Origin of the sequence: Castellaniella defragrans 65Phen (assembly GCF_000612685.1) — a bacterium.
GTDB lineage: Bacteria > Pseudomonadota > Gammaproteobacteria > Burkholderiales > Burkholderiaceae_B > Castellaniella > Castellaniella defragrans.
On the sequence record NZ_HG916765.1, the window covers coordinates 1,074,037 to 1,100,561 of the forward strand.

A 26,525-nucleotide genomic window follows, 5' to 3' on the forward strand; every position below is an offset into this window, starting at 1 on the left:
TACGAGATGGAAGCGATCAAGGATTTCTTCGGCAGCCTGATGCTGAAGGAAATGCTCGAAGGCATGCGCCTGACGGGCAAATACTTCTTCAAGCGCAAGATCACGCTGCGCTACCCGATGGAAAAGACGCCGGCCTCGCCGCGGTTCCGCGGCCTGCACGCGCAGCGCCGCTACGCCAACGGCGAGGAACGCTGCATCGCCTGCAAGCTGTGCGAGGCGGTCTGCCCGGCCCTGGCCATCACGATCGAATCGTACGAGCGCGAGGACGGCACGCGCCGCACCACGCGCTACGACATCGACCTGGCCAAGTGCATCTTCTGCGGCTTCTGCGAGGAAGCCTGTCCCACCGACGCCATCGTGGAGACGCACCTGCACGAATACCATGGCGAAAAACGCGGCGACCTGTACTACACCAAGGACATGCTGCTGGCCGTGGGCGACCGCTACGAGTCGGAAATCGCGGCCCGCCGCGCCGCCGACGCGCCCTACCGTTGATGCCGGGAACCCGACCATGAGTTTCGATACCGTTCTGTTCTACCTGCTGGCCATCGTGCTGGTCGTGGCGGCGTTCCGCGTCATCACGGCCTCCAGCCCCGTGACCGGGGTGCTGCACCTGATCCTGACCTTCTTCACCGCGTCCATGATGTGGATGCTGATCCAGGCGGAATTCCTGGCGCTGGTGCTGGTGATCGTCTACGTCGGCGCCGTGATGGTGCTGTTCCTGTTCGTCGTCATGATGCTCGACATGCGCACCGAGGGCCTCAAGCAGGGCCTGCGGGTCTACCTGCCGCTGGGCCTGACCATCGGCGGGATCATGGTGCTGGAGATGGCCTTCGTGCTGCTGCGCTCCTGGGGCGAGGCCCCGGCGCTGCCGGTCCCGGCCGACGACTTCGACAACACCCTGGCCCTGGGCACGGCGATGTACACCCAGTACGCCTACGCCGTCGAGATCGGCGGGGTGGTGCTGCTGGTCGGCATGATCTGCGCCATCGCCCTGACCATGCGCAAGCGCGCCGACTACAAGCGCACCCATCCCGGCAAGCAGGTGCGCGTGCGCGCCGCCGACCGCGTGCGCCTGGTGAGCATGCCCGCGCAGGTCGAGACGGCCGACGCGCAATCCGAAGGAGCCCAAAAATGACCATAGGCCTGAGCCATTACCTGATCGTCGGGGCGATCCTGTTCGCCATGGGCGTGTTCGGCTTCTTCCTGAACCGCCGCAACCTGATCGTGCTGCTGATGTCGATCGAGCTGATCCTGCTGGCGGCCAACATGAACTTCGTCGCCTTCTCCATCGGGTCGGGCGACCCGGCCGGGCAGATCTTCGTGTTCTTCGTGCTGACCGTGGCCGCCGCCGAGGCCGCCATCGGGCTGGCGATCCTGGTGCTGCTGTTCCGCAATCTCAGCACCATCAACGTCGACAAGCTCGACTCGCTGAAGGGGTAGTCACGCCATGTCCGCACAGAATCTGTATCTCCTGATCGCGCTGGCGCCGCTGGCCACCGCGGTGATCGCCGGCTTCTTCGGCACGGGCTTCCTCGGCTCGTGGCTGGGGCGCCGCGGCTCGCACCTGCTGACCATCCTGGGGGTGGCGGTGTCCTTCGCGGGCTCGCTGCTGGTGCTGCAGCAGGTGCTGGACGGCCAGACCTTCGAGGGCACGGTCTACACCTGGTCCATGATCGGCTCGGTCAAGTTCGAGATCGGCTTCCTGATCGATCCGCTGACGGCGCTGATGATGGTGGTGGTGACCTCGGTGTCGCTGATGGTGCACATCTACACCATCGGCTACATGTCCGACGATCCGGGCTACCAGCGCTTCTTCTCCTACATCTCGCTGTTCACCTTCTCCATGCTGATGCTGGTGATGTCGAACAACATGCTGCAGCTGTTCTTCGGCTGGGAAGCCGTGGGCCTGGTGTCCTACCTGCTGATCGGCTTCTACTACGGCCGTCCGTCGGCGGTGTTCGCCAACCTCAAGGCCTTCATGGTGAACCGCGTGGGCGACTTCGGCTTCGTGCTGGGGATCGGCCTGCTGTACGCCTACACCGGCAGCCTGAACTACGCGGAAGTCTTCGCCCAGGTCGACCGGCTCTCGGGCCTGCTGTTCCCGGGCACCGAATGGCACCTGCTGACCGTGGCCTGCCTGGCGCTGTTCGTGGGCGCCATGGGCAAGTCGGCCCAGGCCCCGCTGCACGTCTGGCTGCCCGACTCCATGGAAGGCCCGACGCCGATTTCCGCCCTGATCCACGCCGCCACCATGGTGACGGCCGGGATCTTCATGGTGGCGCGCTTCTCGCCCGTGTTCGAGATGTCGCCCACGGCGCTGTCGGTCATCCTCGTGATCGGTGCCTTCGGCGCGCTGTTCCTGGGCATCCTCGGGGTGGTGCAGAACGACATCAAGCGCGTGGTGGCCTATTCCACGCTGTCGCAGCTGGGCTACATGACGGTGGCGCTGGGCGCCTCGGCCTACCCGGTGGCGATCTTCCACCTGATGACGCACGCCTTCTTCAAGGCGCTGCTGTTCCTGGGCGCGGGCTCGGTGATCCTGGGCATGCACCACGACCAGGACATGCGCCACATGGGCGGCCTGCGCAAGTACATGCCGATCACCTGGATCACCATGCTGATCGGCACGCTCGCCCTGGTGGGCACGCCGTTCTTCTCCGGCTTCTATTCCAAGGAACACATCATCGAGGCCGCCGGCGCGGCCAACGTCTGGGGGGCGAACTTCGCCTACTACGCGACGCTGTGCGGCGTGTTCGTGACCTCGCTGTATTCCTTCCGCCTGTACTTCCTGGTCTTCCACGGCAAGGAGCGCTTCGACACCGTGCACGGCCCGGCCCACGTCCATCATGACGAAGGCCGCACCCTGGCGGGCCACGGCCACGATGCGCATGCGCATGGCCACGATCACGGTCATGGTCATGGCCATGACGACCATCACGGCGGCGGCCTGCCCAAGGAATCGCCCTGGGTGGTGACGCTGCCGCTGGCGCTGCTGGCGGTGATGTCGGTGGTGGCCGGGGTCTGGTTCATCGACCCGCTGCTGTTCGACGGCTATTTCGGCAAGGCCATCACGGTGGCGTCCCACCATCCGGCCATGGCCGAGCTGGCCCACGAATGGCACGGCTGGGTGGCCTTCGCGCTGCACGGCTTCACCTCGGTGCCGTTCCTGCTGCTGCTGGCCGGCTTCGTGGTCGCCTGGTACTGCTGGCTGGTGAACCCGTCGGTGCCCGCCGCGCTGGCGCGCAGCCTGGCGCCGGTCTACCGCCTGCTGGACAACAAGTACTACTTCGACTGGTTCAACGAGAACGTCATCGCCCGCTTCGCCCGCGCCCTGGGACGCGGCCTGTGGCAGGGCGGCGACCGCGGCCTGATCGACGGCCTGATCATCAACGGCAGCGCGCGGCTGGTGGGGGCCGCGGCCGCCACGGCCCGCCTGCTGCAGTCCGGCTACATCTATCACTACGCCTTCGCCATGATCATCGGCATCATGGTGTTTCTCACTTTCTTCGTCTTGATGGTTCACTGATGGCTAGCGAAATGGCGTCCTCTACACTCCCCTGGCTGACCCTCTCGATCTTCGTCCCGATCTTCTTCGGGCTGCTGGTGCTGCTGGTCGGCCGGGACGACAATCCGGGGCCGGCCCGGGTGCTGTCGCTGGTCGGCTCCATCGCCGGGCTGCTGGTGACCATCCCCCTGTACACCGGCTTCAACCCGGACACGGCCGACATGCAGTTCGTCGAGAAGACGCCGTGGATCGAGGCCTTCAACCTCAACTACCACCTGGGGATCGACGGCATCTCGGTGTGGTTCGTGCTGCTGACGGCCTTCATCACCATCATCGTGGTGCTGGCCGGCTGGGAAGTCATCAAGTCGCGCGTGGCGCAGTACATGGCCGCGTTCCTGATCCTGTCGGGCCTGATGGTCGGCGTGTTCTGCGCCCTGGACGGCATGCTGTTCTACGTGTTCTTCGAGGCCACCCTGATCCCGATGTACATCATCATCGGCGCCTGGGGCGGTCCGAACCGCGTGTACGCGGCTTTCAAGTTCTTCCTCTACACGCTGATGGGCTCGCTGCTGACCCTGATCGCCTTCATCTACCTGTGGCACGCCTCGGGTGGGTCCTTCGACGTGGCGACCTGGCACAAGCTGCCCCTGAGCTACACCGAGCAGGTCTTCATCTTCGTGGCGCTGCTGGCGGCCTTCGCGGTCAAGGTGCCGATGTGGCCGGTGCACACCTGGCTGCCCGACGCCCACGTGGAAGCCCCCACGGGCGGCTCCATCGTGCTGGCGGCGATCATGCTGAAGCTCGGCGCCTACGGTTTCCTGCGCTTCTCGCTGCCGATCGCGCCGGATGCCTCGCACAGCCTGGCCGGCCTGATGATCGCGCTGTCGCTGATCGCGGTGATCTACATCGGCCTGGTCGCCATCGTCCAGGACGACATGAAGAAGCTCGTGGCGTATTCGTCCGTGGCGCACATGGGCTTCGTCACCCTGGGCTTCTTCCTGTTCAACGTCACCGGCCTGGAAGGCGCCATCGTGCAGATGATCTCGCACGGCTTCGTCTCGGGCGCCATGTTCATGTGCATCGGCGTCATGTACGACCGCCTGCACACGCGCCGCATCGACGCCTACGGCGGGGTGGTGCACCGCATGCCGCGCTTCGTCACGTACTTCGTGCTGTTCTCCATGGCCAACGCGGGCCTGCCGGGCACCAGCGGCTTCATCGGCGAATTCACGGTGATCCTGGGCGCGGTGCAGTACAACTTCTGGATCGGCCTGCTGGCCGCCTCGGCGCTGATCTGGGGCGCGGGCTATTCGCTGTGGATGGTCAAGCGCGTGGCCTTCGGCCCCGTGGCCAACGAGCAGGTGGACGGCATGTCCGACCTGTGCGGCCGCGAGTTCCTGATCCTGGGCCTGCTGGCCATCCTGACCCTGTTCATGGGCATCTATCCCAAGCCCTTCACGGACCTGATGCATCCCTCGGTGCAAGCCTTGCTGCAGCACGTGTCCATCTCGAAACTGTAGGCCGGAACCACTATGCAAAATCTTTTCGACTTCGCGCTGGCGACTCCCGAGATCGTGCTGCTGGTGCTGACCGGAGCCGTGCTGCTGATCGACGCCTTCGGCAACGAGCCCAGCCGGCGCATGACCTTCATGCTGACCATGGGCACGCTGCTGGTCGTCATCCTGGTGTCCTGGGGGCAGTGGGGCGAAGCCACGCAGGGCCGCACCTTCAGCAGCCTGTACGTGGCCGATTCGCTGGGCCATTTCCTGAAGATCCTGTCGGCCATCGCCGTGGGCGTGACGCTGATCTACGGCCGCGCCTATGCCGAGAAGCGCGACATGGTGGCGCGCGGCGGCGAGATGTATTCCCTGGCGCTGCTCACCCTGCTGGGCGAGTTCGTCATGATCTCGGCCGGCAGCATGCTGACGGTGTACCTGGGCGTGGAGCTGATGTCCTTCGCCCTGTACGGCCTGGTGGCCCTGCGCCGCGATCACCTGGCCTCGGTCGAGGCCGCGATGAAGTACTACGTGCTGGGCTGCCTGGCTTCCGGCATCCTGCTCTACGGCATGTCCATGATCTACGGCGCCACCGGCCAGCTTGGCCTGGTCGAGATCGCCCAGGTGATCCGCGACGGCGGCGCCGACCGCATGCCGCTGGTGTTCGGCGTGGTGTTCATCGTCTCGGGCCTGGCCTTCAAGCTGACGGCCGCGCCCTTCCACATGTGGACGCCCGACGTCTACCAGGGCGCGCCGACCACCGTCACGCTGCTGGTGGGCACGGCGCCCAAGTTCGCCGCCTTCGTCATCACGCTGCGCCTGCTGATCGAGGCGCTGCACGGCATCGCGGTGGACTGGCAGCCGATGCTGCTGATCCTGGCCGTGCTGTCGCTGGCCATCGGCAACATCGTCGCCATCGCCCAGACCAACTTCAAGCGCATGCTGGCCTACTCGACCATCGGCCAGATGGGCTTCGTGTTCCTGGGCCTGCTGTCGGGCGTGTACGAGGGCCAGGCCGGCGCCAGCGCCGCGGCCTACGGCTCCTCGCTGTTCTACGTGGTCATCTACGTGCTGACCACGCTGTCCACCTTCGGCCTGATCCTGCTGCTGTCGCGCCAGGGCTTCGAGTGCGAGGAGATCTCGGACCTCAAGGGCCTGAACCGCCGCAATCCGCTGCTGGCCGGCGTGCTGCTGCTGTCCATGTTCTCGCTGGCGGGCATCCCGCCGCTGTCGGGCTTCTACGCCAAGCTGGTGGTGCTGCAGGCCGTGGTCGGCGCCGGCCACGTCTGGCTGGCGGTGTTCGCGGTGATGTGCTCGCTGATCGGCGCCTTCTACTACCTGCGCGTGGTGAAGATGGCCTATTTCGACGAGCCCGAGGACAGCGTCACGCTGGGTTCGGGCACGCTGGCCACGCGCGGCGTGATGTCCGTCAACGGCCTGCTGGTGATCGGCCTGGGGATCCTGCCGGGCGGCCTGATGTCGCTGTGCGTGGACGTCATCCGCCAGTCGCTCAACTTCTGACCGGGCCGGGCGTTTCATGTCCCTGACGGCGGCGGCCTGGATCGTCATTCTCTGCGCCCTGGTCATGGCCAACCTGCCGTTCCTGCTGGAACGGCGGCTGGCGCCCTGGCCCTGGGCACCGGACGGCGCGCTGTCCGGCCTGGCGCGCTGGGGCCTGGGCCTGGCCTTCCTGGCGGGGATGGCGCTGTGGTCATGGGGCACGCTCAAGCTGGTGGGCGGGACCTTCGCCGGCGGCGGCGCGACGGCGGGGCTGTTCTTCCTGAAACTGCTGGCGAGCCTGCTGGCGGCCGGCCTGCTGCTGGCCCTGCCGGGCTGGCGCCGGCCGGCGGCGGGCGCGTCCGCGGACGCGGCGGCTGGCGCCGCCGCGGCGCGCCATCCGGGCAGCCGGCTTTCCGGCGCGGGCGCCAAGTCCTTCTTCGACCGCCTGCTGGAAGTCCTGGTGGGCTACGTGCTGGTCGGCACGCTGGGCTTCGCCCTGGAACTGAACCTGGGCAACGCCTTTCCCCAGCGCTGGGAGTTCTATGCCGTGACCCTGGCCCTGTTCCTGGTGCTGGGCTACCCCGGTTTCGTCTGGCGCTACATGCTGCGCCGCCGGCACGCCTGAATCCGCCCGAGAGCTTGGACTTCGCGGGGCGCAGCGCCTTGCGCCGCCCTGGCGCTCCGGTCCTCGCGGAGCGGGAGAACTGGGCGGGACGGCCGCTGGGTCCACTGACTCATTTCTGGCTCATTGCCGGCTCAATGCCTGGGCGCGCTGCAGCAGCTGGCGCTCGATCCGGTCGATGTACTGCTGGATGGCGACCAGCTGGGGCGGGGCGAGATCCTGCAACTGCGCCGCCGCCGTGTTGACCGTGTGGCGGCCGTCGCGCAGCGCTTCCCGGGCCCGCAGGAGCAGGCAGTCCACCTGGACGGAGGGGCCGTCGGGGAAGTCGAGCCGCCCGTGCACGGTGTGGCCGAGTAGCTCGCCCAGGCGGTCGTCCTTATCCACCAGGCGCAGCCCGCCGGTGCCGAGGTCGTACAGCGGCAGGCAGACGTTGAACACCGGGATGGTGGGGTCGAGAATCGTGAACGTGGCCGGATGCCGCCGGGGGACCCGCACCCGGAAGGACGCCCGCCGCTGCTCGCAGACTTCCGCTTCGGCTGCGACAGGCGATCGGACGGCCCTTCCGGCGGACCGGCGCCCTGGCCCCGTTCGAGGGCGCGGATGCCGCGCCAGGTGATGCCGGCGGTCAGGGCGAGTGCGATCAGGCTGTTGACGATGAGGCCGCACAGGCTGATCTGGCCGATGTCCGCCGCCTGGATGCCCAGTTCGGACGCCAGGCGTTGATGGTAGGCGGCGAGCGCCGCGGCGCTGTCCTGGTAGGTTTTTTCCCGTTCGCTCGTGTGTTCGCTGGCGATCAGCCGGCTGGCCTGCGCGGGGTGGCGGGGCAGGAGTTCGAGGGCGGCTTCCACATCGGCGACGTAGGGCTGGCGGGCCTGCAGCAGGGCCTGGAACAGGGGGTGCGCTTCGCCTTGCGGCAGCAGCGAAGCCAGCTGCGTCTGCAGGGCGGCATTGCTCTGCGCGATGCCCTGCAGATTGGACTGGTAGAAGGTGCGGGCGGCGGGCTCGGCGACCTGGACGTAGGCCCTGGCCTGGCTGTGGCCGAATTCGATCTGCTGCGCCAGGGTGTCGGCCAGCGAGGCGGCCAGGGCGTGCTGCCGGGCCTGCGCCTCCAGGGGCCGGCTGGCGCGCATGTGCCACAGGCTGACGCCGCCCAGGGTGACAATGAGCAGGAGGAGGCAGAAACACGCGGCCAGCTGCAGCGCGGGCCGGCAAGTGCACAGACCGGGAGGCATGGACAACCCCTCGAGTGTCTTACTAATAGATTAGTAACAACGGATGGGTAACGAGGATCCTGGCCAGCAAAGCGTGAAAAGTTACTACGAATGTGATGATTTGTACAGAGGCCTTCCATGGAGGCCTTTCCGCGTACCGGGTCTTGCTTTCATCGGGGCGGCGGCGCGGCGAGCACCGAAGGCCCGATGTCGGCCAGCGTGCGGCAGCCCGTCAGGGCCATCGCCACTTCCAGTTCCCCGCGCAGCACCTGGATCAGGTGCGCCAGGGCGGGCGCGCCGCCCGCCGCCAGGGCATGCAGCGCGGGCCGGCCGATCAGCACGCCCCGGGCACCCAGCGCCAGCGCCTTGAGGATGTCCGTGCCGCGCCGGATGCCGCCGTCGGCCAGGAGGGGGATGCGGCCCGCCACGGCCCGCGCCACGGCCGGCAGGGCCTCGCAGGTGGACGGCAGGGTGTCCAGGCAGCGGCCTCCGTGGTTGGACACGATCAGGCCGTCGATGCCGTGCGCCAGGGCCAGGCGCGCGTCCTCGGGGTCCAGCACGCCCTTGAGCCACAGCGGCGTGCCGGCGGGCAGGTGTTCGCGCAGCCAGGTCACGTCGTCCCAGGTAGGGGCAGATTCCAGCAGGCCGCTGCCGAACAGCGGGCTGCCGCCGGCGGGCGCCGGCCGGGCGGCGGGCGGCGAAAGGCCTTCCAGGTGCACGCTGCGGATGTGCGCCGGCGGCCGGAAGCCGCTGCGCTGCTCGGCGTTGCGCACGCCGTTGACGGGCGCGTCCACGGTCAGCACCAGGGCGCGGGCGCCGGCCCGCAGGGCGCGCGCCGCCAGGGCCAGGGTGTCCTCGCGGCGGACCTGGGCATAGAACTGGAACCACAGCAGGGGCGGCTCGGGCAGCGTGGCCAGGGCTTCGATGGCGGTGCCGGACTGCGCGCTCAGGACGTAGGGCGTGCCGGTGGCCGCGGCGGCCAGGGCGGTGGCGGTCTCGCCGTCCGCATGGACCAGGCCGTGCCAGGCGGTGGGGGCGATCAGGATCGGATGCGCCAGGGCCTGGCCGCCCAGTTCCAGGCGGGTATGGGCGCCGGCCAGCGGCCGCAGCACGCGGCCGCGCAGCCGCAGGGCCGGCCAGGCGTCGAGATTGGCCCGGGTCGTGCATTCGTCCGCGCCGCCGGATTCCAGCCAGGCCCAGGTCGCCGGGTCCAGGCGCGCGCGGGCGAGTTCGGCATAGTCCTGGGCGCAGAGGGGAGCGGTCATGGGCGAGGCACCGGTGTCGTGACGTGAAGCCTGAAGAATGCCACAGAGTCGCCGGGGGCGGGGTGGGAGGGCATGTCCTGACCCGCAGCCCGTATTTCCCCGCAGTGGCAAACACGATCAAAACCGGTCCGATTGCCTTTCGACTCGGCGTCGGAGTCCGCATCATGGTTTCCGGACTGTTGCAGTCATGGACATCGTGAATGAATAATGCCACTGAGTGGTATGCTATGGGGAAGCGATGCGCATCTTCAAAACCCGCCACTTCCAGCGCTGGGTGCGCAAGACGGCATTGAGCGATGCCGCTTTGCGCAAGGCTGTCCAGGAAATGACAGCCGGATTGATCGACACCGATCTTGGCGGTGGCGTGGTGAAGAAACGCATCGGACTGGCCGGGCGCGGCAAGCGAGGTGGGGCGAGAACGCTGGTCGCCACCAACAAGGGCAACCGCTGGTTCTTCCTGTTCGGCTTCGAGAAGAGCGAGCGGGACAACATCGGTGGCGATGAATTGCAGGCCCTGCAGGCCTACGCTGCTGACTTGTTGCTGCTCTCCGCCGCGCATCTGGATGCAGCCGTAGCCGACGGCGCCTTGCTGGAGATCACCGATGACTGAAAAAGCCCGATCCAGGAGCCGCATGATGGATGCGGTGCATGAAGGCGCCAGTGATCTGCATCGCCTGGGGTTCATCGACAAGCGCAAGATGCGGAAATACGACGTGCTGTGCCTGGAACCGGTGCGGAACTACGATGCCGCCAGAATCAAGGCGCTGCGCGAGCGTTTGCAACTGAGTCAGGCCGTTCTGGCCTCGGTTCTCAATACCAGCGCATCTACCGTCCGAAAATGGGAGGTGGGTGACAAGCGCCCCAGCGGCCCATCGCGAAAATTGCTCGATCTCATCGAGCGCAAGGGACTGGAAGCCGTGCTCTGAATCCGAGGCGGGCTACGGCGCGAGGCAGGTCGTGTGCAGACGGTAAAATGGCCGCGCTGATTTCCAAGGACCTCCATATGGCACACATCATCCTGCAGGCGCCGCGCCTGTCGGCGGCGGATATCGAACGGCTCGCGGCCGTGGCCTGCGCGAGCGGGGTCCAGGAGCTGGGACCCACCGCCGTGCGCCTGCTGGACGTGGATCCGGACTGCCGGGACGAGGCCCTGGCGCAGGCCGCGGCCGCGCGCATGGACGCGGCCTGGCTGGACACGGTGCATCGCCTGGCGGACTGCCGGGTACTGGCCATGGACATGGATTCCACCCTGGTCAACATCGAGTGCATCGACGAGATCGCCGACGCCGTGGGCCGCAAGGCCGAGGTCGCCGCCATCACCGAGGCGGCCATGCGCGGCGAGATCAAGGATTTCGCCGAAAGCCTGCGCCGCCGCGTGGCGCTGCTGCGCGGCGTGCCGGAAACCGCGCTGGAGCAGGTCTTCACCCAGCGCCTGCGGCTGAACCCGGGGGCCGAGCGCCTGATCGAGGTCGCCCGCGCCCATGGCCTGAAGACCCTCCTGGTGTCCGGCGGATTCACTTTCTTCACCGAGCGCCTGCGCCGCGGGCTGGCGCTGGACGAGGCCCATGCGAACACCCTGGAGGTCGCGGACGGCGTGCTGACGGGCCGGGTGCTGGGCGACATCGTCGACGGCGCCGCCAAGGCGGCCCACGTGCGCGCGCTGGCGCAGTCCACGGGCGCGGCGCCCGAGCAGATCATCGTGCTGGGGGATGGCTCCAACGACCTGCCGATGATGGCGCAGGCGTTCTATTCAGTGGCCTACCGGGCCAAGCCCGTGGTGCGCGCCCAGGCGCGCTTCGCCCTGGATCACAGCCCGCTGGACGCGGTGCTGAACTGGTTCCGGCTGCGGCATTAGGCCGGGGCGTGGGCGTGCTCCAGCGCTTCCTGGAGTATGCCGGACACCCATTGGTTCAGGCTTTCTCCCCGGGCGGCGGCGGCCAGGGCGGCGGCCTCGTGGAGGCCGGGGGCGACGCGCAGCACGAACCGGCCGGAGTAGTGCTTGCGCGGCTCGATCCCGCGCCGCCTGCATTCGTCCAGGAAGACCTGGAGCGACTGCTCGCCCTCCTGGCGCAGTCCGGCGATGTCGGCCGCATAGAAATCGGCTCCGCCGTTGAGCCCGACGAATTCGCCGCGGAACATTTCCAGGTCCGGATCGTAGATGATGGCGGCCTGGTGGCCGCCGATCGTCATGACGTTTTTCATGGCCGTACTCCGTGTGCTGCGGGCCACCGGCGCAGGGAGGCGATGGCGCCCTTGTCCATGTCCGGCGAGGGATGGGGCCGGTGCATGACCCTCACCTGCCCGAACAGGAAGATCGAGACGCGGGAACCTTCGCACTCGGTGATCTCCGTGCCCAGTTCGATCAGCAGCGCCTTGGCGTCGGCCCATTTCACCCCTGCAGGGATGGGTTTGGAGAAGATGGGCGCCAGGGTCTTGCGATGCCGGATTTTCATTTTGGATGATACTGAAAAACAGTATTCCTAGAAAGCGGATCCCCGCGGCCGTGCCGCATCGGCCGCGGCGGCATGGAAGGCGGGGGCGGGGTCGGCGCCTTACGGCTCCGACCACATGCGCAGCAGGTTGTGATAGACGCCGGTGAGCTGGGCGACGGTTTCGGGGTCGGCGCCGGCCTGGATCAGGCGCTGGATGGCGACGTCCTGCTGCAGCAGCAGGGCGCGGCGGCCGTCGTCGCGCACCAGGCTTTGGGTCCAGAAGAACGAACCGTAGCGCACGCCCCGGGTGACGGGGGTGACGCGGTGCAGGCTGGTGCCGGGGTAGACCACGGCATGGCCGGCGGGCAGCTTGACGCGCTGTTCGCCGTAGGTGTCCTGGATGACCAGCTCGCCGCCCTCGTATTCGTCGGGGTCGCTGAAGAACACCGTGGTGGACACGTCGGTGCGGATGCGCTCCGGCGTCCCGGGCACCTGGAAGATCGCGTTGTCGATGTGGAAGCCGTAGTGCTCGCCGCCTTCGTAGCGGTTGAAGCGCGGCGGCAGGATGCGGGCGGGCAGGGCGGCGGACTGGAAGACGGGGTGCCGGCTCAGCGCCTGGACGATGTGCTCGCCGATCCGCCGGCCCGTGGGGTCGTCCAGGGCCAGCTGGCGGTTGGCCTTGATGTGGGCCGCGACATGGCCCGCCGTCCGGCGGCCGTCCGTCCACGGCGCGGCCTCCAGGGCGGCGCGGCATTGCCGCACTTCGTCGGGGGACAGCAGGTCGGGGATGGAGATCAGCATGGCGGCGTTCGGGTCGGGTGTTGGGCGCGGGCGGCAAAAGTCAGGCCCGCGGGCCGGCGATCCCCGCGCCGGGCGGAGGCGTGCCCGGATGCCGCTCGTAGAGCCCGATCAGGCGCCGGATCGAATCGGCGGTTTCGGCGGCGAGCGCTGGCGCGGCCCGGTCTTCGGGGTCGATCCAGTCCCGCAGCCAGGCGGCCGCCTTGCGCAGAAAGGCCGGGGTGGCGGTGTCCGGGACCCGCTCCAGCCAGGGCAGGGCCTGGTCCGGCCGGCCGCGCGCGACGAGCAGGCGGGCGGCGTTGAAGCGGCCGCGGAAGTCGCCGCCCTGCGCCGCCCGCAGATAGTGCGCCAGGGCGGCGTCCTCGTCGCGGTCCACGACCCAGCCGTCCTCGTGGAAGCTGCCGATCATGTTGCTGGATTTGGCGTGGCCCAGCGCGGCCGCCTTGCGGAACCAGTCCAGCGCGGCGGCGCGGTCCGCGGGGATGCCCTGGCCCAGGGCCAGGGCGGTGGCGTAGTTGTACATGCCCCAGTCCAGGCCGCCCAGGGCCGCCAGGCGGAACCAGTAGGCGGCCAGCAGGGGATTGGCCGGGACGCCCCAGCCGTGGGCGTGGCACTGGCCCAGCATGTTCAGGGCCATGGGTTCGCCCTTGCGGCTGGCGTGCTCGAACCACTGCACGGCCTGGGCCGGGTCGCGGGCGACGCCCCGGCCGTCCAGCAGCCATTGGCCGTACACCAGCTGCGCCTGGACGACGCCGCCCTCGGCGGCCGCGCGCAGCGTCGCGGCCGCCTGTTCGGGCGGGCCGGCCAGGATGCGTTGCAGGTCGGCCGCCAGGGCCTCCGGAGAGGCCTGGTTGATGGCGCGGCTGTCCAGCGCGGCGCTGTCCACGGTCAGAAGTGCAGGTTCACCGTGGCGACGGCCGAGCGTCCCGGAGCGATGGAGGCGTAGTGCGACGGGTAGGCCTTGTCGTAGTAGGTCTTGTTGAACAGGTTGTTCACGTTGACCTGCAGGTCCACCGTCTTGCTGAACCGGTAGCTGGCCATGGCGTCGAAGCGCCAGTAGGACGGGATGCTGACGGTATTGGCCTCGTTGCCGTATTGCTTGTCCACGAAGTAGGCGCCGACGCCGGCCGTGAACTGCGGCGTGAAGTCGTAGGTGTTCCACAGGCTGAAGCTGCTTTCCGGCGTATTGGGGAAGACGTTGCCCTCGTATGCGCTGTTCTTGCCGCTGTCGCCGATGCGGCTCTTCAGGTAGGTGTAGCCCGCATAGACCTGCCATTCCGGCGTGATGTTGCCGGATGCGCCCAGCTCGAAGCCGTCCACGCGCTTGTCGCCCGCCATGGCGTAGGTGTTGTCGGGCAGGGTGATGCGCGCATTGGTCGTCTCGACGCGGAACACGGCGGCGGTCAGGCCCAGGCGCCCATCCAGGACGTCCCACTTGGTGCCCAGTTCCATGGTGCGGTTCTTTTCCGGCGCCAGATCGGCGGCATTCAGGCCCACGCCGCCACGTCCCGGGGTCAGGCCCTGCGTTTCGCTGCCTTCGCCCATGGTGGCGCCCGCCGGGGTGGACGAGGTGCCGTAGGACACGTAGATGCTGCCGTTGGGGGCCGGCTTGTAGACCAGGCCGAGCTGGTAGTTGAACAGGGTGTCGTGGCGGTCGACGCGGTCTCCGCCCGTGGGGTCCCGATGCGTGGCGTAGTCATCCACGCGCAGCCCCAGCGTCGTCTGCCAATGTTCGTTGAATTCGATGGTATCGAAGCCGTAGATCGACTTGGTCAGGGTGCGGGTGTAGGTGGGGGCGCCCTTGGGGCCGCCGTTCAGCGGATTGACCCAGGGATCGCCCGGGTTCGGGTCGTAGAGGCTGGTGCAGGTGTAGTTGCCGGCCGCGCCGATGCCGGCGGGGCACTTGCTGTTGCCGCGGTCCACGTTCAGGCTGTCCGAACGCGCGTCTTCCACCGACAGTTCGAGCCCCGTCAGGAAACGGTGCTTCAGCTGGCCGGTCTGGAATTCGCCCTGCAGTTCCGTCTGGTTGGCCCAGGTGCTGACGCGGCTGTCGCGCGTATTGGTGCGGCGCCAGACCATGCCCTTGTTCACATTGCCCTGGCTGTCGTCCGGCTGCGTCCAGACGTACCGCTGCGTGCCGCGCGTATAGCGGGTCCGGTTGCGCAGGGTCAGGCGGTCGCTGAAGTCGTGCTCGGCCAGCAGCGTGCCCATGTCGTTGCGCGTGCGGCGGTAGTCGCTGTCCAGGCCGTAGAAGTTGTCGCGGTCCACGCTGGTGATCGGGCTGCGATGGAAATCCGGATCGCTGGAGCCCTTGGGGGAGATCGTGTACGGAATCCCGCCGTCGGGCGTATCGTCCGATTCCATGTGGTAGTAGCTCAGCGACACGCGCGTGGGCGTGCCCAGGCCGAAGGAGATCGTCGGCGCCACGCCCCAGCGCTTGTAGTCCACGGCATCCCGGCCATCGACGTCCTGGCTGTGGTTCATGGCGTTCAGGCGGAAGGCGGTGGATTCGCCCAGCTGCCAGTTGCTGTCCACGGTCTGGCGGAAATACTTGGCGGTGCCGAATCCGGCCGACACGTCGGTGAAGTCGCGCAGCTTGGCGGTCTTGCTGATCAGGTCGATGCTGCCGCCCGCGCCGCCGCGGCCCGCGTAGGCGCCGTCCGCGCCCTTGATGACCTCGACCTGTTCCAGGTTGAAGACCTCGCGGGAAGCGGCTCCGATGTCGCGCATGCCGTCGACGAAGGTGCTGGACTGGGCGTCATAGCCGCGGATGAAGGGGCGGTCGCCCAGGGGGTTGCCGCCTTCGCCGGCGCCGAAGGTGATGCCCGGGGAATTGCGCAGCACGTCGGTCAGCGTGGTGGCGGCCTGGCTCTGGATCAGTTCCTTGGGGATGATTTGCAGGGATTTGGCCGTGTCCAGCACGGGCGCGGTGAACTTCTCGGAGGCGGATTCCTTCACCAGGAAGGGTTCCGGCCTTTCGCCCTGGACCTTGATGGGGCTGAGCTGGGCCGGGTCCGTGTTCTGGGCCTGGGCGGCCTGCGGCAGCAGGAACAGGCCGGGGGTGGCCAGCGCCGTGGCCAGGCCGCCGGCCAGCTTGCCCGTCCGGGACTCTAGAGTGTCTTCCACACAAAATCTCCCTGAAATGGTAAATACCATGAAAATAATTCTCAATTAGGGATGGAATTCTAAACAAGAATTGTTCGTAGTTCAAATTGTGTGGGAATTATGAAAGAATGATACGTTTGAAGTAGGCGGGCCGCTCCAGCCGGGGTGCGGACCGCCGCCTCGCCGGGCCGCCCGGCGGGATTCCGCCTCCCGATCATGTCCTCCGCCGCATCGTTCCGTCCCGCCGCCTGGCCCGCGACCGCTCCTCCCGTCGCGCCCCGCGAACCCCATGAAATCCGCCAGCTCGGGCGCGTGCGCACCGACGCCTATGCCTGGATGCGGTTCGTTCCCGCCGCCGGCACGCGCACGCTGGACACCCTGCCGCCGCGATTGCGCGCGCACCTGGCAGCCGAGATGCGATATGCGCGGGACGTCCTCGGTCCCCTGGAGCCCGCCGTCCGGTGGTTTTACGAGCGCCTGGCGGGCGGCGCGCCGGAGGTCCGCGAGCCGCTGTCCGACTCGCCCGCGGGCTGGCGCTACCACGCCGCGGTGCCCGAGGGCGGCGCGCATCGCGTCTTTGCGCGCACCGGCGTGGACGGGCGGACGCAGCGCCTGCTCGACGAGGCCGCGCGCGCCGGCGGCCATGCCTACTACCGCGCGACCGACCATCAGCCCAGCCCGGACGACCGCTATTTCGCCTGGGCGGAGGACGTGGTCGGCGACGACCGCCACCGGATCTGCGTGCTCGACACGGAGAGCGGCGCCCTCCGCACCCTGGTGGCGTCCGACGCGTTCGGCTACGGCGGCTTCGCCTTTTCGCCCTCGTCCCGCTACCTGTTCTGGATCTGGCGCGACGCGCACAGCCGCCCCGCGCGCCTGTACCGGTCCCCTGTCGAGGGCGGCGAGCCGGTGCTGGTCCACGAGGAGCGCGATCCCGCGATCTTCATGCGCGTGGCGCGCACGGCCGCCGGCCGCTTCGTGGCGCTGACGCTGGCCGGCCCGGACACCGGCGAGGTGCGCCTGATCGCCGCCGACGCCGAGACGGAGCCGCCCCGGCCGGTGCGGCCGCGCCGGCGGGGCGTGCGCTACGAGGTGGACGAGTGGAACGGCGCCCTGCTGATGCTGACCGATGCGGACGGCGCGTTCGACCGCAAGCTGCTGCGTCTCGATCCCGCCACGCTGGCCGTGCGCGACGAACTGGTGCCCCACCGCCCCGGCGTGCCTGTCGTCGCGGTCCGGCCCTTCGCCGAGGCGCTGGCGCGGCTGGAACGCGTGGACGGCCTGCTCCGCCTCGTGCTGATGCATCCCGACGGGCGCGAAACCCCCATCGGCTTCGACGAGCCCGCCTGCAGCCTCGAACTCGCCGCTTCCCAGCCATATGGCGCGAAGCGGGTGCGGATCACGCACCAGACGCCGGCCAGCCCGCCGCGCTGGCTGGACGTGGACCTGGCGAGCGGACGGTGCGAGGAGGCGGGGCGGGCCGATCCGCGCGGCTTCGATCCGGCAGCGTACCGCGTCGAGCGCCTGGAGGCGCGGGCGCCCGACGGAGAGATGGTTCCCGTCACCGTGCTGTCCCGCCGGGATGCGCGGGGGCCGCAGCCCCTGCTGCTGACGGGCTACGGCGCCTACGGCATCGCCCGGGAACCCGATTTCTCCTGGCCGGCGGCCGTGCTGGTCGATGCGGGATTCCGCCATGCCATCGCGCACGTGCGCGGCGGCTCGGAGAAGGGCGCGCGCTGGTACCAGGGCGGATGCCGCGAGCGCAAGCGCAATTCCATGACCGATTTCATCGCCTGCGCGCGCCACCTGGTGGAGATCGGCTACGCCGCGCCCGGCCGGATCGTGGCCCACGGCGTGTCGGCCGGCGGGCTGCTGGTCTGCGGCGCCATGAACGAGGCGCCGGAGCTGTGGGCGGGCGTGATCGCCCAGGTGCCTTTCGTGGACATGCTCAACACCATGAGCGACGCCGGCCACCCGCTGGTGCCGCTGCTGCGGCCGGACTGGGGCGATCCGCTGGCCGATCCCGCGGCCTACGACTGGATCGCCGCGATCTCGCCCTGCGAGAACGTCGGCCGGGCCGCCTATCCGCCCCTGCTGTGCACGGCCGGGCTGAAGGACGACCGCGTGCCCTACTGGGAGCCGGCCAAGCTGGTGGCGAACGTGCGCCATCGGGGGACGGGCGGCAATCCGGCGATCCTGGTGTTGGATCCGGACAGCGGCCACCAGGGCAGCGACGACCGGGACCGCGCGTTCGCGCAGGCGGCGCTGTTCTGGGCCTATGCCTGCCGGTGCGCGGGGGTGCCGCTGCCGCCCGGCGGCGCGGACCGGGCCTAGGCGGGGCGGCCGGCGGCCAGCCCCCGTTCCCGCCGCGCGCGCAGGACGGTGCGCAGGGCGCAGCCGGCCGACACGGCCAGCGCGGGCAGGGCGACCGCGGCGGCGGCGTCCAGCATGCGCCGCTCGAACAGCCAGTCCGAAAGCGTGCCCGCGAGCAGCGGGCCGGCGGCGCCGAACAGCGAGACGACGAAGCTCCAGATGGCGAAGCAGCGCGCCCTCAGCGGCGCGGGGGCCAGGTCCTGCAGCATGGTGGGCACCAGGGCGTTGGCCGTGCAGGTCAGGAACAGGAACAGCCCGGCGGCGACGAAGGCGTGGTCGAGCGTGCGCACCGAACCCAGCAGCAGGAGCACCGGCATGGCCGCGATCACCGACAGTCCCATGATGAGGGGGCGCGCCGCCTGTCCGATGCGCCGGGCCAGAGCGCGGTCCAGCAGCCCGGCCGCCGGCAGGCAGCCCACGCTCGTGGCCAGGATGATCAGGCCCATGGCGTGGCCGATGTCGCCGGGCGCCGCGCCGAACCGGCGCTCCAGCGCCAGCGCGATCAGCTGGTTGAGCGCCTGCACCGCGGTGATGAGGCAGCCGGCCGTGCCGACGAACAGGCCGACGGCCCGCCAGCGCAGCCGCAGGAACAGGCGCAGCGACGAGGCCGCCGCGAGATCCGCCGCCGCGGTGCGCCGGGCGGGATCGGCGGTGAGCGTGCCGAGCAGCAGCAGCGGCAGGCCGGCCAGGCCGAGCAGCAGGAAGGCCTTGCGCCAGGGTTCCGCGTCCCGGGCGAACAGCGCGTCCGCCGCGGACAGGAGGGCGCCGCTGAAATAGAAGCCGCCGCTCGCCCCGGCCGCCACCAGGGCCGCGAAGCCGAGGTTGGCCGCCACCCGGTGCCGTTCCGGCGCGAGGTCGGGAATCATGGAATAGACCAGCGGGACCATGGCGAATTCGGTGATGCCCGCCGCCGAGCGGCCGATGAAAAAGAGCGGGAAGTCGCGTGCGAGCCCGCTCAGCGCCATCATGGCCGACGAGGCGGCGATCAGCCACAGCAGCACCCGCTTGCGCGAGAACCGGTCCGAGAAGCGCGCCAGCGGGATCGCCAGCGCGCTGCCGATCAGGACGCCGGCCAGGCCCTGCAGCGCGCCCAGGGCGGCGTCTCCGACGCCGAAACTGCGCTGGATGGCGGACAGCGACACGGCCTGCAGCCCCATGTCGCCCAGCTGCAGGCCGGCGGCGATGCCGAGGAAGGCGACCGTGAAAACGCCCCGCGAAGCCCAGGCGGCGGGCTCGGTGGGGCGATGCGGCGCGGTCTCCGGGCTCAGCGCCATTGATACTGGAGCTGCATGTCGATGGTGCGTTCGCCGCCGTAGTAGCAGTAGAAGTCGCAGCCGCTGACGTAGGTCTTGTCGGCCAGGTTGCGCGCGTTCAGTTGCACGGCCCAGTTGCGGTCGATCTGGTAGCGCGCCATCAGGTCGAACAGGGTGTAGCCGGGAATGGTCTCGCCGGGGTAGTACTGCTGGTCCTCGGTCGGGCCGTTGTAGCGCGCGCCGGCCGCGAGCGTGAGCGCGCCGCCGTTGGGCAGGCCCAGGCGGTGGCTCAGCCAGAGGCTGGCCTGGTGCCGGGGAATCAGCGGCGTGCGGACCGTCTGGCCGCCGTTGACGTCCTGGCGCGAATGGTTGTAGGTATAGGACACCCTGAGGCGGGTGGCGGGCGTGAGATCGAAATCGCCCTGCAGTTCCACGCCGCGGTTGGTGCGCTTGCCGCTTTGCGACTGGATGTTGGACGCGTCCGAGATCAGGGCGTTGCGCTCCTCGACGTCGAAGTAGGCGAGCGTCAGGGTGCCGCCCAGCCAGTCGGGGTCCAGCTTGATCCCGGCTTCCTTCTGTTTCCCCACGTAGGGCTGGTAGGTGTTGCCGTAGCCGTCGACGCCGGCGATGGGCTTGAACGATTCGGAATAGCTGACGTAGGGCGAGACGCCGTAGTCGCTGACGTACATGGCGCCGACGTTCACGCTGTTGCGGCTGACGTCGTAGCCGGAGTCGACGCCGGCGATCATGCCGTCGCTGCGGGCGCGGTCGTGGCGGATGCCGGCGTTGAAGTTCCAGTGCGAGCCGACGCGCGCCTGGGCGGCGGCGTACAGGCCGAGCTGGTTGGTGCGCAGTTCGTAGGGCGGCGCGGAGAGCGGGAAGGGCTGGCCGTAGACCGGATCGAACATGTCCAGGTTCGGCACCCAGCCGAAGCCGTTGTTGCTGCCCGAGGTGTCGGACTTCAGGTAGTCGATGCCGACGACGGGCAGGATCTCCACCGACTCGCCCAGGCGCACGCGGCCCTTGATGCGGTTGTCGATGTAGTGGTTGCGGGTGCTGCCGTCGGTGAGCGAATAGCCGCGCAGCAGTTCGCGGTTGCCGTCGGAGCCCCAGGCGAACACGTTGCGCTGGTCGATGTCCAGGTGCGAGAACCTGTAGTTCTGCATGAAGGTCCAGTCCGGGGCGAACGTGTGGCTGAACAGCCAGCCGGCGCTGGCCTGCGTGCGCTTCAGGTGGTCGAAGCCGGGTTCGCCCGCGTTCAGGCGCCGGTCGATCTTGCCGTAGGGGGTGCCGATGACGGTGCCGTAGGCGGGCAGGAAGCCGTTGGTCGGGCGGCCGTCCTCGCGCTGGATGCTGGCGAGCAGCGTCAGAGAAGTGCGCTCGCTGAAGTCGATGGTCAGGCTGGGCGCGAGGTAGTAGCTCTTCATGTCCGTCTGCCGCTGCATGCCGTCGGCGCGGCGCGCCTGGGCGACGATGCGGTAGTAGACGCTGCCCGCCTCGTTGGCGAGCCCGTTGTAGTCGATGCCCAGGCCCAGGCGGCCGCGGTGGCCGGCCTCGGCGTTCATCCGCAGGGATTCTTCCTTGTGGGGCCGCTTGGTCACCAGATTGACCACGCCGCCCGGCTCGGAGGCCCCGAATTCCAGGGAGTTCGGCCCCTTGAGCACTTCGACCGACTCGATGCCGAAGATCTCGGGCTTCCAGACGAAGAAGCCGTTCGGGGTCGTGGGCGTGCCGTCGAGCGAGACGGAGGCGTCGAAGCCGCGGATCTTGAACCACTCGACCTTGTTGTCCGCGCCGAAGGGTTCGCTGAGGATGCCCGCCTGGTATTGCAGGGCCTCGTCGAGCTTGCGGGCGCCTTGGGCCTCGATGTCCTTGGCGCTGATCACGGCGCTGGAATTGGGGGCGTAGAAGTCCAGGCCCTGCAGGTCGTCGACGGTGCCGACGACGGTGACCGCGTCGAGTTCGCCGACGGCGCGGCCGCCTGCGCCGGCGGCCTCCGGCCGGGCCGCCGGCGCCGCGCTTCCGGACCGGATCGCCGGGGCGTCGGCGTTGGCCGCATCCGTCGCGGCGTTCTGCGCATGGCCGGGGGCCGATGCCAGCGCCAGGCACCCGGTCGCAGCGAGCGCCGCCCAGGCCTGGAGTCTATGGATCGATTTCCGCATGTCTTTCCTGCTTGATGGTCGGTGGAGGAACGGAAAGGGAGGGGAAGGCCCGGGCGGATCTTCTGGACCCGGCGGCGGCTTCGACGCGAATTTCCTCTCGGAGGCGGGAGCGGCGCGCAGGCGATTGGCGTTGGCGTGCGGATCCTGCCAGGATGAGGGTGAAATTCTAAACAATAATAATTATCAGTTCAAATAATGCGGGTCGGCGGGAAGGCGGGTCGGCGGGAAGGCGGGTCGGCGGGAAGGCGGGCCGGTAGAGCGGCGCGCGGGTTCAGCCGCCGGCCGGCCGCAAGGGCGGCCGGCCGCCCTTGCGGCCGTTGGCGCGCGGCTACGCCGCCGCGCCCGCCAGCCTTTGCAGCAGGCCGCGCAGCCTCTGCACGCGGCCGGGCACGTCCACCGTGCCGCCGAAGGCGATCTTCAGGCGGTCGGGGCCGTTCAGGCGGACCTGGCGGTCCTGCTGCACCAGCTCGATGATGCGGATCGGGTCCACGTTGGGCTGGGCGGCGAACTGGATCGAGGCCTGGGTTTCGCCGGCGTCGATCTTGATCACGCCCAGCGGCTCGGCCAGCAGCCGCAGGCGGTGCAGCGACAGCAGGGTCTGGCCGGCCTCGGGCAGCTTGCCGTAGCGGTCGATCAGCTCTTCCTGCAGCAGGGCGAGCGCGTCGGCGTCGGCGGCGTGCGCCAGGCGCTTGTACAGGCCCAGCCGGGCCTGGACGTCGGCGCAGTAGTCCGAGGGCAGCAGCGCCGGGGCGTGCAGGTTGACCTCGCACTGGCTGCCGAAGGGCGATTCCAGGTCGGGCTCCTCGCCGGACTTCAGGGCGCGCACGGCGGCGGCCAGCATGTCGTTGTACAGGCTGTAGCCGATCTCCTGGATGTTGCCGGACTGCGATTCGCCCAGCACTTCGCCGCTGCCGCGGATCTCCAGGTCGTGCATGGCGAGGAAGAAGCCCGCACCCAGTTCCTCCATGGACTGGATGGCCTCCAGGCGCTTCTTGGCGTTGGCGGTCATGGCGTCCTCGCCCGGGGTCAGCAGGTAGGCGTAGGCCTGGTGGTGGGACCGGCCCACCCGCCCGCGCAGCTGGTGCAGCTGCGCCAGGCCGAGCTTGTCGGCGCGGTGGATGAGGATGGTGTTGGCCGTGGGCACGTCGATGCCGGTCTCGATGATGGTGGTGCACAGCAGCACGTTGAAGCGCTGCTGGTAGAAGCCCTTCATGACTTCTTCCAGCTCGCGCTCGGCCATCTGGCCGTGGGCGACGGCGATGCGGGCCTCGGGGACGAGTTCCTCCAGCCGCGCGCGGCGGTTGTGGATGGTCTCGACCTCGTTGTGCAGGAAGTAGACCTGGCCGCCGCGCTTGAGCTCGCGCAGAATGGCCTCGCGGATGGTGCTGCCGTCCTCGCGGCGCACGAAGGTCTTGATCGCCAGCCGCTTCTGCGGCGCGGTGGCGATCACGGAGAAGTCGCGGATGCCTTCCAGCGACATGCCCAGGGTGCGCGGGATGGGCGTGGCCGTCAGGGTCAGCACGTCCACCTCGGCGCGCAGGGCCTTCAGGGCCTCCTTCTGGCGCACGCCGAAGCGGTGCTCCTCGTCGATGATGACCAGGCCCAGCTGCTTGTAGCGCACCTCCTTGGAGAGGATCTTGTGCGTGCCGATGACGATGTCCACCGAGCCCTCGGCCAGGCCGGCGATGGCCTTGGCGGTTTCCTTGCCGGTGCGGAAGCGGGACAGCTCGGCGATGCGCACCGGCCAGTCGGCGAAGCGCGTGGCGAAGTTCTGCGCGTGCTGCTCGGCCAGCAGGGTGGTGGGGCACAGCAGCGCCACCTGGCGGCCGTTCATGACGGCCAGGAAGGCGGCGCGCAGGGCGACCTCGGTCTTGCCGAAGCCCACGTCGCCGCAGACCAGGCGGTCCATGGGACGCCCGGAGGTCATGTCCTGGATCACCGCCGCGATGGCGGCGGCCTGGTCGGGGGTTTCCTCGAAGCCGAAGCCCTCGGCGAAGGCCTGGTAGTCGCGGGTGGGGAACTTGAAGCGCAGGCCTTCGCGGGCGGCCCGCTTGGCGTACAGGGCCAGCAGTTCGGCGGCCGTGTCGCGCGCCTGGCGCGCGGCCTTGCGGCGGGCCTTCTCCCACTGGCCCGAGCCCAGCGGATGCAGCGGCGCCTGGTCCGGATCGGCGCCGCTGTAGCGGGCGATCAGGTGCAGCTGCGAGACCGGCACGTACAGGGTGGCGTCGCGCGCGTATTCCAGGTGCAGCAGCTCGATGGGGCCTTCGCCCAGGTCCATGCTGACCAGGCCGCGGTAGCGGCCGATGCCGTGCTGCACGTGCACCACCGGGTCGCCCACGTGCAGCTCGGCCAGGTCGCGCACCATGGCGTCGACGTCGCTGCTGCGCTCGTGGCGGCGCGTGCGCGGCGGGCGGCCGGCCTGGGCGGGGTAGAGGTCGTTTTCCGTCAGCACCGCCAGGCCGGCGGGCGGCGCCTGGAAGCCGCCCGACAGCGGGGCCACCACCAGGGAAAAATGGCCCCCGCGCTGCGCCTCCGGCTTGCCGCCGCCCGAGGGGGCGCCTTCCGTCCCGGGGCGGTCCGGCGAGGGAAGGCGCGCTTCGCTCTGCAGCCAGTCTTGCCAGGTATCGAAGATGGCGTCGGGCTTCAGATGGTAGTCGGCCAGCAGTTCGGCGATGGTCTCGCGCCGGCCGGCGGAGTCCACGCACAGCGCCGTGCGTAGCGGGGTCGCGTCCAGGTGGCGGCGCAGGTCGGCCAGGGGGTCGTCGGCGCGGCGGTTGACGGCCGCGGGCGGGCAGGGGGCGAAGTCCGGATGCGTGCCTTCGCCGGTGAACGCCAGGCGGGCCAGGCCGCGCAGGCGGGCGTGAAAGGCCTCGTCGTCCAGGAACAGGGCGTCGGGCGGCAGCACCGGGCGTTCCGGGTCGGACTTCAGGAACTGCCAGCGGTTGCGCGCGTCCTGCGTGAAGCGGTCGATGGCCGCCGGGGCGTCGCCCAGCGTGACGGCGAGCGTGTCGGGCGGCAGGTAGTCGAACAGCGTGGCCGTCTGCTCGAAGAACAGCGGCAGGTAGTACTCGATGCCGGCGAAGGCGATGCCGCTGCCGATGTCCCTGTAGGGCAGGGCGCGCGACGGGTCGCCCTCGAAGACTTCGCGGAAGCGCGCGCGGAAGCGGTTGCGTGCGGCCTCGTCCATGGGGAATTCGCGGCCGGGCAGCAGCTCGATCTCGCGCACCGGGTACAGGCTGCGCTGGGTGTCGCCGTCGAAGCTGCGGATGGATTCGATCTCGCGGTCGAACAGGTCGATGCGGTAGGGCAGGGCCGATCCCATGGGGAACAGGTCGATCAGGCCGCCGCGGATGCAGAATTCGCCGGGCGCGCCGACCTGGGTGACGTGGCTGTAGTTGGCCAGGGTCAGCTGGGTGCGCAGGCGGTCCTCGTCCAGGGCGTCGCCCTGGCGGAAATGGAAGGTGTAGGCCGCCAGGAAGGCGGGCGGGGCCAGCCGGACCAGCGCGGTGGTGACCGGCACCACCAGGATGTCCACGGCGCCCTGGCTCAGGGCGTGCAGGGTGCGCAGGCGTTCGGAAATCAGGTCCTGGTGCGGCGAGAAGCTGTCGTAGGGCAGGGTTTCCCAGTCGGGCAGGAAGCGCACGCGCAGGTCCGGGTCGAACAGGGCGGTCTCGTCGGCCAGGCGCCGGGCGGCCAGCGGGTCGGCGCAGAAGGCGGCCAGGGGATGCCGGGCCTCGCGCGCCAGGGCGGCCAGCAGCAGGGCGTCGCCCGAGCCCGGCGGGCGCGGCTGGGCGTAGCGCTGGCCGGGCCGCAGGGCGGCCAGGGTGGGGCCGACCGAGGGCAGGGAAGGAATGGAAATCGGGTGGTCCATGAGGGTCCGGTGGGAGTGGCGGCGGGGGTTACGGCCGGCGCTTGCCGAGCAGGCTTTTCTTGGTCTTTTCCAGCACCCGGCTGGCCTGGTCGCCGCGCCGCAGGGCCACGCCCAGGGCCAGCACGTCGATGATCGCCAGGTGCGCCAGCCGCGAGATCATGGGGCTGTAGAGCGCGGTGTCCTCCTGGGTGTCGGCGCGCAGGTGCAGCGTCGCCAGTTCGGCCAGGGGCGTGCCCGAGGCGGTGATGGCGACGAGGGGGCAGCCGTTGGCCCGCGCCAGGCCGGCGGCTTCGAGCAGTTCGCGCGAGCGGCCCGAGTGCGAGATGGCTACCAGCGCGTCGGCCGGACCCAGCAGCGAGGCCGCCATGGCCTGGATGTGGCTGTCGGCATAGGCGGCGACCGCCAGGTCGTAGCGGAAGAACTTGTGCTGCGCGTCGGCGGCGACGATGCCGGAATTGCCCACGCCGTAGAACTCGATGCGGCGCGCCCGCGCCAGCAGGTCGATGGCCGCTTCGAGCGCGGCGGGGTCGAGCGCGTCGCGCACGCGCAGCAGCGCCGAGACGGCGTTGTCGAAGACCTTGCCGGTCAGGCCGGCCACGCTTTCGTCGGGCCGCAGCGAGGAATGCACGTAGGGCACCCCGGCCATCAGGCTGGCGGCCAGCCTGACCTTGAAATCCGGCCATCCCGCATGGCCCAGCGCGCGGCAGAAGCGGATGACCGTGGGCTCGCTGACTTCGGCCGCCCGGGCGATCTCGCCGATGGTCATGCGCGCGACCTCGCCGGGCTGGGCGAGCGCCAGGCGCGCGACGCGGGCGGCGGCGCGGCTCAGCCTGGGCAGGCGGGCGCGCAGCTCGGGCAGGATGGATGTGTTCATGAGGGCATCAGTATAAAGGCGGGATGAGATCGGACACGGAATGGTCCCTGCGGAC

General features: G+C 69.5%; 23 protein-coding genes. 12 read left to right on the forward strand and 11 right to left on the reverse strand.

All coding sequences use genetic code 11. The features are described from left to right. Positions 1-6 precede the first annotated feature (6 nt). From nuoI to BN940_RS20290, 7 genes are all read left to right on the forward strand, one after another. Positions 7-495, forward strand: a complete 489-nt coding sequence (gene nuoI / locus BN940_RS04775; RefSeq protein WP_043680713.1) for an NADH-quinone oxidoreductase subunit NuoI — start codon at positions 7-9, stop codon at positions 493-495. Between the two features lie 16 nt (positions 496-511). Then, positions 512-1,138 (forward strand): NADH-quinone oxidoreductase subunit J, encoded by a 627-nt coding sequence (locus BN940_RS04780; protein WP_043680718.1) that lies wholly within the window; start codon positions 512-514, stop codon positions 1,136-1,138. After that, positions 1,135-1,443 carry an NADH-quinone oxidoreductase subunit NuoK gene (nuoK, locus tag BN940_RS04785; protein ID WP_043680720.1) on the forward strand — a complete coding sequence of 103 codons (309 nt, stop codon included), beginning with the start codon at positions 1,135-1,137 and terminating at the stop codon, positions 1,441-1,443. Before BN940_RS04780 ends, nuoK begins: the two co-directional genes overlap by 4 nt. A 7-nt stretch (positions 1,444-1,450) precedes the next feature. Then, positions 1,451-3,529 (forward strand): NADH-quinone oxidoreductase subunit L, encoded by a 2,079-nt coding sequence (nuoL, locus tag BN940_RS04790; protein WP_043680721.1) that lies wholly within the window; start codon positions 1,451-1,453, stop codon positions 3,527-3,529. Further along, positions 3,526-5,028 (forward strand): NADH-quinone oxidoreductase subunit M, encoded by a 1,503-nt coding sequence (locus tag BN940_RS04795; protein WP_148305030.1) that lies wholly within the window; start codon positions 3,526-3,528, stop codon positions 5,026-5,028. Before nuoL ends, BN940_RS04795 begins: the two co-directional genes overlap by 4 nt. 12 nt (positions 5,029-5,040) lie before the next feature. Then, positions 5,041-6,525 carry an NADH-quinone oxidoreductase subunit NuoN gene (nuoN, locus tag BN940_RS04800; protein ID WP_043680724.1) on the forward strand — a complete coding sequence of 495 codons (1,485 nt, stop codon included), beginning with the start codon at positions 5,041-5,043 and terminating at the stop codon, positions 6,523-6,525. Positions 6,526-6,784: 259 nt separating this feature from the next. Further along, the gene (locus BN940_RS20290) at positions 6,785-7,129 is read left to right on the forward strand and encodes a DUF2818 family protein (protein WP_420864854.1); all 345 of its coding nucleotides are present in this window, start codon (positions 6,785-6,787) and stop codon (positions 7,127-7,129) included. A gap of 120 nt (positions 7,130-7,249) precedes the next feature. Here the strand turns inward: BN940_RS20290 and BN940_RS18825 are convergent, their stop codons facing one another. Beyond that, the gene (locus BN940_RS18825) at positions 7,250-7,621 is read right to left on the reverse strand and encodes a PilZ domain-containing protein (RefSeq protein WP_043680727.1); all 372 of its coding nucleotides are present in this window, start codon (positions 7,619-7,621) and stop codon (positions 7,250-7,252) included. 224 nt (positions 7,622-7,845) lie between these two features. On the opposite strand from BN940_RS18825, the gene BN940_RS18830 reads away from it, so the two are divergent. Continuing rightward, positions 7,846-8,409, forward strand: a complete 564-nt coding sequence (locus BN940_RS18830; protein ID WP_148304888.1) for a hypothetical protein — start codon at positions 7,846-7,848, stop codon at positions 8,407-8,409. Between the two features lie 98 nt (positions 8,410-8,507). Here the strand turns inward: BN940_RS18830 and BN940_RS04820 are convergent, their stop codons facing one another. After that, positions 8,508-9,602 carry an alpha-hydroxy acid oxidase gene (locus BN940_RS04820; RefSeq protein ID WP_043680732.1) on the reverse strand — a complete coding sequence of 365 codons (1,095 nt, stop codon included), beginning with the start codon at positions 9,600-9,602 and terminating at the stop codon, positions 8,508-8,510. A gap of 238 nt (positions 9,603-9,840) precedes the next feature. Here BN940_RS04820 and BN940_RS04825 point away from each other — a divergent pair, with 238 nt between their 5' ends. From BN940_RS04825 to serB, 3 genes are all read left to right on the forward strand, one after another. After that, positions 9,841-10,212, forward strand: coding sequence for a type II toxin-antitoxin system RelE/ParE family toxin (locus BN940_RS04825; protein ID WP_043680734.1), 372 nt, complete (start codon positions 9,841-9,843; stop codon positions 10,210-10,212). After that, the gene (locus BN940_RS04830) at positions 10,205-10,528 is read left to right on the forward strand and encodes a helix-turn-helix domain-containing protein (RefSeq protein ID WP_043680736.1); all 324 of its coding nucleotides are present in this window, start codon (positions 10,205-10,207) and stop codon (positions 10,526-10,528) included. Before BN940_RS04825 ends, BN940_RS04830 begins: the two co-directional genes overlap by 8 nt. Positions 10,529-10,605: 77 nt before the next feature. Continuing rightward, the gene (gene serB / locus BN940_RS04835) at positions 10,606-11,457 is read left to right on the forward strand and encodes a phosphoserine phosphatase SerB (protein WP_043685896.1); all 852 of its coding nucleotides are present in this window, start codon (positions 10,606-10,608) and stop codon (positions 11,455-11,457) included. Here the strand turns inward: serB and BN940_RS04840 are convergent. The 5 genes from BN940_RS04840 to BN940_RS04860 all read right to left on the reverse strand — a co-directional run bounded on the left by BN940_RS04840 (position 11,454) and on the right by BN940_RS04860 (position 15,958). After that, positions 11,454-11,804, reverse strand: coding sequence for a type II toxin-antitoxin system HicB family antitoxin (locus BN940_RS04840; protein ID WP_043680738.1), 351 nt, complete (start codon positions 11,802-11,804; stop codon positions 11,454-11,456). The two genes, serB and BN940_RS04840, sit on opposite strands and share 4 nt — an antisense overlap. Then, complete coding sequence (locus tag BN940_RS04845; protein WP_043680740.1) at positions 11,801-12,055, reverse strand: type II toxin-antitoxin system HicA family toxin; 255 nt, start codon at positions 12,053-12,055, stop codon at positions 11,801-11,803. Before BN940_RS04845 ends, BN940_RS04840 begins: the two co-directional genes overlap by 4 nt. A gap of 99 nt (positions 12,056-12,154) precedes the next feature. Next, positions 12,155-12,835 carry a Fe2+-dependent dioxygenase gene (locus BN940_RS04850; protein ID WP_043680743.1) on the reverse strand — a complete coding sequence of 227 codons (681 nt, stop codon included), beginning with the start codon at positions 12,833-12,835 and terminating at the stop codon, positions 12,155-12,157. 40 nt (positions 12,836-12,875) lie between these two features. Then, positions 12,876-13,718: a tetratricopeptide repeat protein gene (locus BN940_RS04855; RefSeq protein WP_420864845.1), complete on the reverse strand. Its 843-nt coding sequence runs from the start codon at positions 13,716-13,718 to the stop codon at positions 12,876-12,878. A gap of 2 nt (positions 13,719-13,720) precedes the next feature. Then, complete coding sequence (locus tag BN940_RS04860) at positions 13,721-15,958, reverse strand: TonB-dependent receptor (RefSeq protein WP_043680746.1); 2,238 nt, start codon at positions 15,956-15,958, stop codon at positions 13,721-13,723. Positions 15,959-16,153: 195 nt separating this feature from the next. Between BN940_RS04860 and BN940_RS04865 the strand changes: the two genes are divergently transcribed. Next, a complete protein-coding gene (locus tag BN940_RS04865) occupies positions 16,154-18,271 on the forward strand; it encodes a S9 family peptidase (RefSeq protein WP_084330809.1) in 2,118 nt (705 codons plus the stop codon). Here BN940_RS04865 and BN940_RS04870 read toward each other — a convergent pair. The 4 genes from BN940_RS04870 to BN940_RS04885 form a co-directional block, all read right to left on the reverse strand. Then, entirely contained in the window at positions 18,268-19,584 is a 1,317-nt protein-coding gene (locus tag BN940_RS04870) for an MFS transporter (RefSeq protein WP_043680754.1), read from the reverse strand. The two genes, BN940_RS04865 and BN940_RS04870, sit on opposite strands and share 4 nt — an antisense overlap. Further along, a complete protein-coding gene (locus BN940_RS04875) occupies positions 19,575-21,725 on the reverse strand; it encodes a TonB-dependent siderophore receptor (protein ID WP_084330522.1) in 2,151 nt (716 codons plus the stop codon). The genes BN940_RS04870 and BN940_RS04875 overlap by 10 nt, the downstream gene beginning before the upstream one ends. A gap of 328 nt (positions 21,726-22,053) precedes the next feature. Further along, positions 22,054-25,596, reverse strand: coding sequence for a transcription-repair coupling factor (mfd, locus tag BN940_RS04880; protein WP_043680756.1), 3,543 nt, complete (start codon positions 25,594-25,596; stop codon positions 22,054-22,056). Positions 25,597-25,624: 28 nt separating this feature from the next. Then, complete coding sequence (locus tag BN940_RS04885) at positions 25,625-26,458, reverse strand: SIS domain-containing protein (protein ID WP_043685907.1); 834 nt, start codon at positions 26,456-26,458, stop codon at positions 25,625-25,627. Between the last annotated feature and the right edge of the window lie 67 nt (positions 26,459-26,525).